The following is a 13821-nucleotide window of genomic DNA, read 5'->3' as shown; positions in this document are numbered from 1 at the left end:
CGCTTCGCTCCGGAGCCATGGGACTGCCTCGCTGCGCTCGGCGGGCCCGGCTTTGCCGGGCTAGGGTCGGCCCTTCGGGCCGGAGTCCTCCGCTTTGCTTCGGACTGCTCGGGTTCCGCTTCGCTTCACCCGAGTGGCCCTGGCTTCGCCGGGCCTGGATGTCCCGTGCTTCGCACGGGAGGTGACCCCGTTTCATGGGGTCCGGAATTTCGGCTTGTTGGCGGGTGGCTTCGCTCCCTCGCTCGTGTCCTTCCGGCTTCGCCTCCAGGTCCAGGACCGCAGCAGCAGCGACCTCAGTGAGCGCCGGTCGGCGCCACGGCCACCGTCCCCGACTCCGGTCCGACCTCCGACCTCCGACCTCCGACCTCCGACCACATGGTGGCCGTACGGCTGTGCTGACGCACCTCGGCGACGAACTGCCGTGTGGCCGGGGATTCGACGTCGCGCGGGCGGCAGCGGGTTCCGGCCCATCGCACGACCGAGGGCGTTCCGAGGGGGACGGCTCCTTAAAACGGGTAGGGAGATTCCGGGGGTGGTCGCATGCTGGCGGGAATCCTGGTGATCGGCTGGGTGTGGTGGGCGATCGCGACGCTGCCGCGCAATACGGTCGCGCGCAGGGCCTGGAACACGGGCATCCTCGGAGCGTCGGTCTTCCTCGTCCTGGTCGCCGGCGCGTACGGCGCCCAGGTCGCGGTGCCAATCGGCCACGACGGGCCCTCGCCTGCGGTGGTCTACATGCTCCAGGCCGCGGCCGTCGTCACCCCGGGCGCCGTTGCCGCTCTGGTCCGAGCCGGCAGGCTGGACCGTGAGCTGCCCAGTGAGGACCAAACGGAAAGGGGGAACGGGCCAGATGCCGGGCATGTGGCCGGGCCCGGCCAGGACGTTCCCGTGGCCGTCGAGTTCTTCGCGGCCCCGGACGACCTGGCCGCCGAAGCGGGGCCGCCACGAGGGCAGGAGTTTCCCGCGCTGGAGTGCACGGGCTTCGATCCCGGCGAGGCTGTGGGGGACTGGGAGTTCCTCCTCACCGGGGAGGCGGCCTCGGAGCTGCGGTCCCTCACGCCGACGAAGAACCGCGGTTCCACCGTGTTCGAGGTCCCCGACGGGCTGTGCGAGGCGCTGGCGCAGGCGAACCGGCGCCGACTCGTCGAGGCCGCGGCCGCATGGGCCGCGCTCGCGGCAGGCCGGGGCGAACACCTTCCCGTCGAAACGGCGGTCGAGACGTTGACGGAGCTCGCGGACCTGGCTCACACGACAGCGGGTCTTCGGCAGCGACTGTACTGCTGGTACTTCGCACCCTGACCCCCTTGGCACACCTGGGAAGGGGGACGCCGGGCGCCCCAGGCCCCGGGGCGGGGGCGAAAGCAGGAGAGCAGGAACGGGAAGGGGGGAGCTCAGCCGCACGGCAGGTTGGTACGGGCGCCCGCCACAGCTGCGGCCCACGGTGGGGCCCCGTGGCCGGTGAGGGCCACCGCACCGGGGAGAGAGCCCATCCAGCGAAAGAAATCAAGAGCGTGGTGGTCCGTACGCCGTGACACACTCCTGGAGTGATCACGGAGGCACACGCCCCCTGTGACCTGGGAGGGGACAAGACATGCGCAAGACAAAGTGGGCCGCCATAGCCGTAACGGTCATCGGGCTCGGAGCCACAAGCTGCGGCACGAACACCGCCAGCACCACAGACAACGCCTCAGTACCGGTCGCACCCCGGCCCGAAGGCACCGGGCCCCTCCCGAAGGCCTTCGTCATCACAGACCTCGCCGACGCAGCCACTGCCGCCGGCGTACCGGACAACGCACCGGAATACGCCCGCGGGTACGCAGAGGCACCCGCGGACTCGCGGCTAACATGCGGTGCCGCCTTCGCGGGATTCGCAGACGAGACCACCAAGGTCGACATGGCACGCTACGAAACAGTGCTGCGCGAATTGCGCAAGCGCGGCTGGACACCAGCCCAGAAGCGCGAGGAACGCAAAAACAAGACCACCGGCGAAACATTCAACGCCAAAGACGGCTTCGAACAACGCGGCTGGCGACTCGTCGTCGAATACTGGGAAGGCGTCGAGGGCGCAGCCGGCACAAAAATCAGTCTCATCGGCATCGACGACGCCTGCATGAAAGCAAACGGCCTCAAGGCGCCAACCACCTGACCAGCCACTTCACCCTGACGGGCCGTATAGGGGCAGTTCCGGCGGAGCCGGACCTGCCCACCACCTACCCACACTCCGCGACGGAAGACGTCCCCGCTCCGCGGGATCCGGACAACCCTTCGCTCGCGGATATACATCCCCGCGATGCTTCAAAGCTGACCATGGATTGACTCTGGAAACAACCACACCCAACGGTCGATGTCGTTGTCGTGGAACAGATGTCCCGGATCGGTGAAACTGCGCAGCGCAGCCTGCCTGAAACACCCTCAGGCCTGCGGTGACCTGTGGCTCCTGCCAGACACGTCAGTGATGCCAACCACTGACAGCAGGTGCCGCGACTGCTTCCAGGATGTCGTGTCCCGCCGACATTCCGCAGGGCAGGCGCCGCAGCGAGTGCAGAAGCAGCTCCCGGAGCCTGTGCGGCACCGGGGACCCGGGCCGAAACCGGGGCGGACCCGGGCCGCCAGAGCCGGACCCGAAGCGGACGCCAGGCCTTCTGCATGTTCTTCTCTCTTGCCGCTCGCACCCAGCCGCCCGGGGGATGCGCTTGATCACCCCGGCTTCACTGTCCTGAACGAGTGCTCTACTCTCACCCTGTGGCGACTGGGCCGACAGTTTCTCCCCGGGTCAGAGCCGTTATCCACCTGGCGAGTTGACCATTCGGCAGGGCTGCACCAAACCCCGTGCACGATCCGCAGCATTCGCGGCAGCCGTACGGCGGGTCAGCTGGCGCACGTGCGCCGCCTGACGTCACTCGTCTTGTTGAACTCTGAACGGTGCGAGGGCGCGCGTTTCCTCTAACTGCGCATGCGGCAAATCGTTGCCCCGTGCCGTGGTTAAAAGTCGCCGCAACTGTCACAGCTGATTGGTAGCTTGGCGTGGGGGTGGGGAGACCCCTGCGTTAAATAATAGTGGGGGAATATGTCTGTATTTGATGGTCGGCGGCTCTGTCATGCCGTTGCGACCACGCTCGGTCTGGCAATCGTGATGGGTGTTGCGTCGGCGTACACGCCGACAATGGCCGTTGCTGACACGCTGCCGGTGAGCGAGAGCGAGAAGGCACTCAGCGAGGCAGCCAAGTCCGGTAAGCCTGTCGAGGTGCAAGGTGAGCGGACTGAGTCCACCACCACGTACGCGAATCCGGATGGCAAGTCATTCCGGCTTGACCAGTCCGCCGTTCCCGTACGGGTCAAGGGCAAGGGTGGTGGCTGGGTCACACCTGATACCACGCTTGAGGTCCGGAGCGATGGCACCGTGGGCCCGAAGGCTGCCGTTGCCGGAGTCAGCTTTTCCGGTGGTGGTGACGCAGCAAATCTGGTGACCATCGACCATGGCGGGCGTTCCATGTCGCTGGACTGGCAGGCCGGCGCGCTGCCGAAGCCGGTACTCGACGGGGACAGCGCCGTGTACGCGGAGGTGCTGCCCGGGGTGGATCTGCGGATGACGGCTACGTTGAAGGGCTTCCGCGAGGTTCTCGTGGTGAAGACTCCCGAGGCTGCGAAGAACCCGAAGCTCCAGCGCGTCGAGTTCGACCTCAAGGCGAAGGACATCCGGCTCAACACGAGCAAGGACGGTGGCCTGGCCGCTACCGACGCCAATGGCAACCGGGTCTTCAAGGCGCCCCCGGCACTGATGTGGGACTCAAAGGGCGCGCCCGCGCCGCTCGCCCTGTCCCCGAAGGAGAAGGTTGCCGCGGCCAAGTCCGAGGGCGGCGTGCTGCCGGCGCCCCCTGTCGGCAGTGAGCCGGCGGCGGAGCCGGCAGACGGGCCGGCCATCGGTTCGCAGGTTGCGCAGATGGCTGTCCATGTCGACGCAGACTCATTGGCCGTCGTTCCGGACGCGACCCTCCTCAAGCAGAGCGACCCGACGGCCTTCCCGCTCTACATCGACCCCTCCGTAGCCCTTGACGACGGTACGGAGCACACCGCGCTGCGGAATGACGGCGTCTCTTTCTGGAACTGGGACAACGGGGACGACGGCCTGGGCAAGGGCATGGGCAAGTGCGGTTCCTGGAACGGCTACTACTGCGGTCCGGGCTACGTGCAGCGTCTGTACTTCGAGTTCTCGCCGAGCAAGCTCGTCGGCAAGGAGGTTCTGAGCGCCCGCTTCCGGATCACGGAGCCGTGGGCCTTCCAGTGCGATACGCGCAACGTGTGGCTGGTCCGCATGGACGGCGAAATGTCCCCGTCGACGAACTGGGGCAACAAGCCGAACTACGCCGACCTCATGGGAGACCGCTGGCTCTCGGCCGGCCGGGGATCTGCCTGCGACCCGAACTCGCCGGCTGCTCCGGTCGAATTCTCCGACAACCTTCCCGACGAACCGGACGAGAATCTCACACCCACCGTCCGTGACTTCGCCAACGGCACGTACAACCGGCTGAACCTGGAACTACGCGCGGAGAACGAGTCGGACACGGCAGCGTGGAAACGTTTCCGCAACGACGCCGTCCTGTCGGTCGACTACATCGGCAAGCCCAACACGCCGATCTACGTGGGCCTGGTCGCGGGCAGCGGCGAGATCTGCTCGAACGACCCGGTCAAGCCGTCGATCGTCTCGGACCCGACGCCGGCCATGACCGCGATCACCGAGACCGTGTGGGGAGGCGAGGACGGCGCCTCGCTGCGGATCGCCACGCAGACCGAGAAGCGGGAAACTGTCATCGTCGGCGGCATCGGCCAGTCCAGCTGGGTCCCAGTCAAGGCGAACTCGGGCGACGCCGCCTTCATCGAGCGGCCGAGCTCGGGCTACGTGGGGGACAACGTCAAGGTCCCCAGCGAACCTCCCGCCACCTTGACGGAGGGTGCCCTCTACCGCTTCCGGAGCTGGACGAAGTCGTTCGCGGCCGGACAGGTACGAGACAGTGCCCCCAGCGCAGACTGCTACTTCAAAGTGGACGCCAGCGCCCCGAAGGCCCCGGTGATCACCTTCGGCAGTCCGTACAGTTCGTGCACCAGCACCGCGTGCGTGGCGGCCGGGAAGCCTGGCACGGCCGGAAGTTTCACCTTCGGCCCTGGCAGCGGTGACACCAACACGGCCTACCAGTACAAGCTGGCCACAGACACCGCCTGGACCGAGATCTCCGGTGCGAAGCCGACGGTCTCCATCACCCCGCCCCTGTCCGGGACCATGCGTCTGAGCGTGAAGGCCAAGGACTCACTGGGCCGATGGGGCGCGACGAACATCGTCGACTTCGTGGTCAAGGAGGGCCCCGACCCTGTCGCCTCCTGGAACTTCGACGAGGCCTCCGGCCAGGCACTCGACACCTCGACCACCGACCCGGCCCTGCGGGACAACGCGGACCTTTCCGCCGGAACCCAGCGTCCCGAGAACGGCCGCCGGGGCTGGGTGCAGACGCCCACCCCGCACGAGGACCGCTCACTCCAGCTGACGGGCGGCGGCCAGTACGCGGTCACCTCCAAGCCGGTCATCGACACCCGAGCCTCCTTCACCGTCGCCGGCTGGGTACGCCTCGACCGGACCGACGCCCCCTACTCGATGATGGGACAGGCCGGCCAGAACATGAGCGGCGTTGCCATCACGGCCCCCGCCGGTCAGCCGTGGACCATGCAGATGGCCACGGAAGACACAGCGGAGGGCGACACGACCATCAAGCAGCTCACCGCACTCAACCCGGCGCAGGCCGGAGTCTGGACCCACGTCGCCGCCACGTACAACGAATCCACCGACAAGGCCCGGCTGTACGTCAACGGACAGCTCCAGGGCGAGATGACGGTCACCACACCCATCGCCTCCTCCGGGCGCCTGGGCATCGGCACCAGCAAATCCCGCGGCACCTGGGTGAACCACCTCGCAGGCCGGATCGACGAGCTCAACGTCTGGCAGGACGAGCGCAGCGACGCCGCCGTCAAGCAGGACGCCTCACTCCGCGACTCGGCAGGGAAGCCCTACGTGGACCTGGCCGGAGCCTGGAATCTCTCAACGGCAGGCACCACCTTCGCCGACACCTCAGGCAACGGCCGCGCCCTGACCCCCACTACCGGTACACCCGTCAAGGATGGCGCCCTCGACCTCAACGGCACGACCCAGGCCGCCACCGCTGCGGGACCGGTCGTCGATGACACCGGCTCGTTCACCGTGACGGCCGAGGCGAAACTCGACAATGCCCACCTGATCGACAAGCCGGACGGCTACAAGGCCCAGGTCATCGGCCAGCGCACCGCCACCGGATCCTCCTGGGGCCTGTGGTTCCGGAAGACCGGTACCAAGACCGAGCCGTCCGAAGACGACCCCACCCAGATGGTGACCTCCGTCGAAGGAAACTGGCACTTCGGCAGGCTCACCGCCGACGGCACCGGCACCTCGGTGGTCAGCGACTTCCCGGCCGCCCTCAACGCGGGCGTCCAGGTGACCGGCGTACACAACGCCCAGGACGGCACGATCACCCTCTACGTGGGCGCGGTCGGCCAGGCCCAGCCCAAGGCCTACACGGCCACCGTCGGCAGCGGCGAACTCGCTGTCGGCAAGGGCTTCACCAACAGCGCCTGGGGCAACTTCCTGCCCGGCGAGATCAAGGGCATGCGCCTGTGGTCCGGCGCGATGAAGGACGAGCAGCAGGTCTCGGAGACCGTCTTCGGCTCCGTTAGCTGACGCCCCAACACATCACCGCTTGCCGTGGCCTCCCCGTAGGGGCGGCCACGGCTCTTCCTTAACCCGTTTTCACTTGGAGTATTCATGTCCAGCCGTTCACCAGGCGGAGGATTCCGCCGACGGGTGCCCTTGGCAGCCGCCCTGGCCCTGGCCCTCGCGGTGCCAGGGTCCCTCACACCCGTCGCGGTCGCCGCCGACCTCCCCGGCGCCCCCAAAATCGCCAAGCACAAGGACGCCAAGGTCCGGGCGGTCAACGCCAAGGGCGCCAAAGCCGCCCGGGAACTGGTTGCCAAGAATCAGGCCGAGAACAAGGCACAGGCGGACCGGGCCCGCAGCGAGGCCAAGGCCACGTGGCCGAAGGCAGCCACCCTGGCGGTGGACGGCCCGCCCGCGCGGGCGGGCGGCCGCCCGCTGGTCGACATACGGCCCACCGCGCGCCCCAAGAGCCTGCTGCTCTCCCCGGCCGTGTCCGCAGGGCCGTTCGCTGGCCCTCCAACGGCCCAGGACAGCGCAGGGGGGAGGTCCGCCGTCAACGTCCTCGACCAGAAGGCGGCAGAACGGGCCGGCATCACCGGCGTGCTGTTCACCGCCACCACCCCTACGGCCGGCCCGGCGCAGGTAACCGTCGACTACGGTTCCTTCGCCTCAGCCGTCGGCGGCGGCTGGTCCACCCGCCTCGGCCTGGTCAGCCTGCCCGCCTGTGCACTGACCACCCCCGAGAAAACGGAGTGCCGCAAGACCACCCCGCTGCCCTCGGCCAACAGCATCAAGAACCACACCGTGACGGCCGACGTCGCGGCACTCCCTGCCGGATCCGCGGCCAAGGCGAAGGCTCCGACCCAGGCCCCGGCCGTCTTCGCAGTCATGGCCACAGGCACCGCATCACCCAACGGTGCCGGTGACTCCGCGGCGACCCCGCTTTCGGCATCCTCCAGCTGGGAGTCTGGCTCTTCCGCCGGTGCTTTCACCTGGTCCTACCCGCTGGCGGTCCCGCCCGCCGCGGCCGGGCCCGCGCCGTCCCTCTCGTTCTCGTACAGCACTGGCAGCATCGACGGCCGGACCGCCAACACCAACAACCAGGGCTCACAGGTCGGCGAGGGCTTCGACCTGACGTCCTCCTACATCGAGCGCAAGTACGGCTCCTGCGACGACGACGGGCAGACGGACAAGCACGACCTCTGCTGGAAGTACGAGAACGCCTCCCTCGTCCTCAACGGCAAGTCCAGCGAACTCGTCAAGGACGACACAACCGGAAAATGGCGGCTGAAGAACGACGACGCCTCCCAGGTCACCTGGGGCACTGGCGCCGACAACGGTGACGCCGACGGCGAGTACTGGAAGGTCGTCACCGGTGACGGAACCACCTACACCTTCGGTCTGAACAAGCTCCCGGGCGCCAGCGCTGAGCGGACCAATTCGACCTGGAACGTCCCTGTCTTCGGTGACGACTCGGGCGAGCCCGGCTACAGCAAGGGCACGGCCTTCGCCGACCGTTCCGAAGTCCAGGCCTGGCGCTGGAACCTGGACCTGGTCCAGGACGTCCACGGCAACGCCGCCACCTACTGGTACGCAGCCGAAACCAACAGTTACGCCAAGAACGGCGACAAGACCAGCCTCGCGGCCTACACCCGCGGCGGCACCCTCTCCGAAATCCGCTACGGCCAGCGCGCCGACACCCTCTTCACAGCCAATGCGTCCCACAAGGTCACCTTCGGCTACGAAGAGCGCTGCTTCGCCGCGAACTGCACCTCATTGACGAAGGACACCTCGGACAACTGGCCCGACGTCCCCTTCGAGGCAATCTGCGAGGCCTCAGCGACCGACTGCAGGTCCACGGGTCCGGCATTCTTCACACGCAAACGCATGGCGAACGTGAAGACCCAGGCGTGGTCCACGGCTCTGGAGCCGGACAACTATGCGCTCATCGACACTTTCGACCTGACCCAGGAGTACCTGGATCCGGGCGACCTCGGCGACACCAGCGACCAGAGCCTGGTCCTGAAATCCATTAAGCGCACCGGCAACAACGGCGGGACGGTGACGGTCCCACCCGTGGACTTCACCTACCACATGCGCCCGAACCGGGTGGACGTGGACGGGGACAACATCCTTCCGCTGAACCGTCCGCGCATCAACACGATCACCTCCGAGGCTGGTGCGATCACCACGGTCACGCTGTCGAACCCGGAGTGTGTGCGCGGTTCGAAGATGCCGGCCGCGGAGGATGACAACGCGCTGTCCTGCTACCCGGTCTACTGGCCGATCAACGGCGGCGACCCGAAGCTCGACTGGTTTCACAAGTACAACGTCACCGCCGTCACCATCGCCGACCCGGCCGGCCAGAACGACCTGCTCGAGTACTCCTACGAGTACGCAAACCCCGGCTGGCACCACAACGACGACCCGCTGACCCCCGAGAAGGAGCGGACCTGGTCCGACTGGCGCGGCTACGGCAAGGTCACCGCCTATACCGGAGCCGTCGGCAAGACCCGCTCCAAGACCGTCAAGGTCTACATGCAGGGCATGCACGGCGATACCCGCAAGGCCGGGGGCGCCACCCGCACCACCACGGTCACGGCCGTCCCCGTCACGGGGCTGACGATCCCGGACCTCAACGACGACGATCAATACCGCGGGTTCCAGCGCCAAGCGATCACCTACGACGGAGCCACCCCGGTCTCCGTGTCGGTGACCGACCCCTGGAGCAAGGAGACCGCGAGCCAGCAGAAGTCCTACGCCAACATCAAGGCGCACTACGTCCGCGCTGGCATCACATACGGGCACACCTTCCTGACCGCGTCCAACACCTGGCGCACCACCCGGACCGACACCAGCTACGACGACATCTACGGGATGGCGACGCAGTCCTCGGCGGCCGGTGACACGGCCCAGACCGGCGACGAGACCTGCACGCGTACCTGGTACGCCCGCAACGACGCCAAGGGCATCACGGGGCTGGCCTCCCGCACCCGCACTGTGGCGGCCGAGTGCTCCGTCACCGACGACAAACTGACCCTCCCCGCCAACTCGGCGACCCGCGGTCACGTCCTGTCCGATACGGCCACCGTCTACGACGACACCACCGCCACCGCCTGGACCGCCAACCAGTCCCCGACCCTGGGTCTGCCCACCTGGACCGGTCGCGCCCAGGCGTACCCGGCGGCCAGCGGAACCGCCGACCGCAACCCCGCGGGCAGTGCCGGCTGGCAGACCATCGGAAAGACAACCTTCGACACGGATACGGCCAAGCTCGGCCGCCCTCTGACCTTCACCGACACGGCCGGCAATACGAGCACGACCAGCTACACGCCCGCCGCGGCCGGTCCGCTGCAGGTCACCGTGAGGACCGCACCGAAGCTCGCCTCCAACGGCCAGCAGCACAAGACGTACACGTACGCGGATCTGCGCGGCGCCACCGTGCGCTCGATCGACGCCAACATGGGCTCGACGTACAACACCTACGACGGACTTGGCCGCGCCACCGCCACCTGGCTGCCCAACCGCGCCCGGTCCCAGAGCGCGAACGTCAAGTACAACTACCTGCTGGAACGCGGCAAGCAGCCGTGGACCTCGGTGTCCACCCTGCAGGCCGGCGGTGACTACCAAACGAGCTACGCCATCGCCGACGCACTGCTGCGTCCAGTCCAGACCCAGGCCCCGGCGCCCAATGGCGGCCGGATCCTGACCGACACCCGCTACGACTCCCGAGGTCTGGCCTACGAGTCGTACGCCGATATCTGGGACAAGGACAAGGCGCCGGAAGGCATCTACGCCCGCGCCGAGTACGGCAGCACCCCACACCAGACCGAGACCGTCTATGACGGCGCCGCCCGCGCCACCACCGGCAAGCTGCTCGTCTACGGGGTGCAGAAGCAGACCACCACCACCAGTTACACCGGTGACTCGGTCGCCACAACCGCCGTCCAAGGCGGCACCGCGAGCCGCACCATCACCGATGCCCTCGGACGGACGACAGAAACCCGCACCTACGGCGGCACCACACCCACCGACCCCGCCTACGGGGGCACCGCGCCGGGCACGCCGTACACCAGCGTGAAGCACACCTACACCGTCGACGGCAAGGCGTCGACCATCACCGGCCCCGACAGCGCGAAGTGGAATTACGGCTACGACCTCTTCGGCCGGGCCGTGACCACCACCGACCCCGACAAGGGCAAAACCACCCTCACCTATACGGCCCTGGACCAGGTCGCAACCACCAAGGACGCCCGCAACACGGTCCTTGAATTTGCGTACGACGAGCTCGGCCGCAAGACCGGCCTGTGGCAGTCCCCGAAGTCTGACGCCACCAAGCTGGCCGCCTGGACGTACGACACCGTCCGCAAGGGCGCCGGTACCGATGCCATCCGCTATGAGGGCGGCCTGGCCGGGAAGGCCTACACCCAGTCCGTCACCGCCTACGACACTTTGGGCCGGCCCACGACAACCCGCCTCACCCTTCCTGCCAACGACCCGCTCGTCACCTCTGGCGCCATCACCACCACCACCGACTCCACAGTCAACTACCGGCTCGACGACACCGTCGGCAGTATCTCCGCGGCCGCCGCCGGCGGCCTGCCCTCCGAAATCGTCACGACCCACTACAACGACTTCGGCCTTCCCACAGGGCTGACGGGGCTGACCGACTACGTGCAGAACGTGGCGTACTCCCCGCTCGGCGACGTCGACCAGGTCACCCTGGCCCGCTCCGCTGCGGCTGGAGTCCGCAAGACGTTCATCGGCAACACCTACGAAGACGGCACCCGTCGGCTGCTGAAGTCGACGGTCAACGACCAGACCCACACCGGGATGCTTCAGGAGCTGACCTACAAGTACGACCAGGCCGGCAACGTTCTGTCGATCTTCGACTCAGCCCCGCTGAGCGGGTTCACCAAGGCCGACAACCAGTGCTTCGCCTACGACGGCCAGCGCCGTCTGACCGAGGCCTGGACCCCGAAGACCGCCGACTGCAACCCCACCGGGCGCACCGCCGCCAACCTCGACGGCGCAGCCCCCTACTGGAACAGCTACACCTACACCGCATCGGGACAGCGGGCCACGGAGAAGACCAACACCGGCGCCCCGCAGACCCGCACCTACTGCTACGACCCCGCCCGCCCGCACGCCCTGTCCGCCACCACCACCGGCGCGACCTGCACCGGCCTCACCCCCCAGTACACATACGACACCACCGGCAACACCACCAAGCGCGCCGAAACCCCCGGCAGCACCACCTCCCAGACCCTCGCCTGGAGTCCGGAAGGCCAGCTGGCCAAGACTACTGAGGGCACCGCCGCCACCGACTACGTCTACGACGCCGACGGCCAGCTCCTCATCCGGCGCGACGCGGCCGGCGAAACCGTCCTCTACGCCGGTCCGAACGAAGTCCACCTCAAGGGCACCAAGAAGTGGGCCACCCGCGCCTACAGCCTCGCGGATACCAAGGTCGCCGTCCTGACCAACGAATCCGGCACCGCCAAGCTGTCCTTCGTCGCCGGCGACGGACACGGCACCTCCTCGCTCAGCGTGTCCGCGGACGACACCCAGACAGTGTCCAAGCGCTACACCACCCCCTTCGGCGCCCCACGCGGACCCGCCACCACAACCTGGCCCGACGACAAACGATTCCTCGACAAACCCCAGGACACCAGCACCGGCCTGACCCACATCGGCGCACGCGAATACGATCCCGCCCTCGGCCAGTTCCTCAGCATCGACCCGCTCCTGAGCACCGACCTCCACCAGTCACTCAACGGGTACAGCTACGCCAACAACAACCCAGCCACATACTCCGACCCCACCGGCGAACGCGAAACCTGCGGCGCCTACGGAAACTCCTGCTACGAACAGGACTACAACAACGACGGCACCGACAATGACGACGGCGACCGCAACACCACCGGCGGCAACGAATGCGGCAACGACCCCGACTGTGGCAAAAAACCAGCCGTCGCCACGAATACTTTCAATTCGACAATAGCCACCATCATTTCGTTCGCCAAGACGAACATGGGCGAAAAGGTATTCACAACCTGGCTCGACCATCTCCGCAAAACACTTGAGCTTTACAGGGGAAACAGCAACTACCAGTCGCCCAATGACGCGATCGCGATAGCCGCAAGCACCTGCATCGGCCCAAATGCGGTCTCCTGCCCGGAAACAGTCCGCGACTACCTCTTCGGAGCAGATTTTATCCGCTCAACAGAATACGGCGCGTACGAAAACGGTGGCCCTCGAAGCCCCGGCGGGACCGCAGAACTCGTTAATGGTGGGAGCCCCGCCGGAACCACAACCACAAAACTCTTTCAGGGCGGCTGCGGAAATTGCTTCCTCGCCGGGACTAAAGTCCTCATGGCCGATGGAACCACCAAAAACATCGAAGACGTAATAGTCGGCGACCGAGTCAAATCCACCGACCCTGAAACACGCGAAACCGGCGACCGCGAAGTAACCCGCCTAATCGTCACCGAAGACGACAAGCACTTCAACACCCTATCCATCGCCACCGATGATGGAATCCAAGAACTCACGGCCACCTACGAACACCCATTCTGGTCCCCCTCCGCCAACAAATGGGTAAACGCCGGAGACCTCACACCCGGCACCAGCCTCCTCACCGACGAGTCCAAGACCGTCATCGTCACAGCCAACAAGCCCTACGATCAAAACGTCCGCACTTACAACCTCACCATCGACGACCTCCACACGTACTATGTGCTGGCAGGGCAGACACCGGTACTCGTTCACAATGCAAATACCTGCCTGACTCCGCTTGGCGCGCAGGTAAACAAGGTGATCAATTACTTTGATAAAACAGGGAAGACCCCTCCGGGAGTAATGAGCGGTGGCGCAAAGGGTCACGCCAAGGGTGTTTTCCTAAACAGCAAGAAATCTCTCCCCAAGAAGCCCGAGGGCTACTATAGAGAATCAGATGTCTGGCCTACGGGCGGGGTAAACAGGGGGACCGAGCGGCTGATATTCGGAAAAAAGGGGGAGGTGTATTTCACCGGCGATCACTACAAGACATTCGTGAGGGTGAGATGAGCCATAGAGGTTCACTCCTT

General features: G+C 66.6%; 4 protein-coding genes. All 4 read left to right on the top strand.

All coding sequences use genetic code 11. The features are described 5' to 3' along the window. The first annotated feature begins 540 nt into the window (after window positions 1-540). The 4 genes from ACFCZ1_RS28225 to ACFCZ1_RS28210 all read left to right on the top strand — a co-directional run bounded on the left by ACFCZ1_RS28225 (window position 541) and on the right by ACFCZ1_RS28210 (window position 13801). Window positions 541-1299 (top strand): hypothetical protein, encoded by a 759-nt coding sequence (locus ACFCZ1_RS28225; protein WP_376681076.1) that lies wholly within the window; start codon window positions 541-543, stop codon window positions 1297-1299. A gap of 292 nt (window positions 1300-1591) precedes the next feature. Next, the gene (locus tag ACFCZ1_RS28220; protein ID WP_376681075.1) at window positions 1592-2146 is read left to right on the top strand and encodes a hypothetical protein; all 555 of its coding nucleotides are present in this window, start codon (window positions 1592-1594) and stop codon (window positions 2144-2146) included. A gap of 1317 nt (window positions 2147-3463) precedes the next feature. Then, window positions 3464-6757, top strand: coding sequence for a LamG-like jellyroll fold domain-containing protein (locus tag ACFCZ1_RS28215; protein WP_376681074.1), 3294 nt, complete (start codon window positions 3464-3466; stop codon window positions 6755-6757). Between the two features lie 123 nt (window positions 6758-6880). Then, on the top strand, window positions 6881-13801 hold the full coding sequence (locus ACFCZ1_RS28210) for a polymorphic toxin-type HINT domain-containing protein (protein WP_376681073.1): 6921 nt from the start codon (window positions 6881-6883) through the stop codon (window positions 13799-13801). The last annotated feature ends 20 nt before the right edge of the window (window positions 13802-13821 follow it).

The organism is Streptomyces sp. NPDC056224 (assembly GCF_042267665.1).
GTDB lineage: Bacteria > Actinomycetota > Actinomycetes > Streptomycetales > Streptomycetaceae > Streptomyces.
The sequence above is the reverse complement of the archived record's forward strand: the minus strand, read 5'-3'. Positions and strand labels throughout refer to the sequence as shown.

What these genes read in the sequence shown, in the direction of transcription:
- ACFCZ1_RS28225 (WP_376681076.1), top strand. Translation starts at nt 541, where the DNA reads ATGCTGGCGGGAATCCTGGTGATCGGCTGGGTGTGGTGGGCGATCGCG.
- ACFCZ1_RS28220 (WP_376681075.1), top strand. Translation starts at nt 1,592, where the DNA reads ATGCGCAAGACAAAGTGGGCCGCCATAGCCGTAACGGTCATCGGGCTC.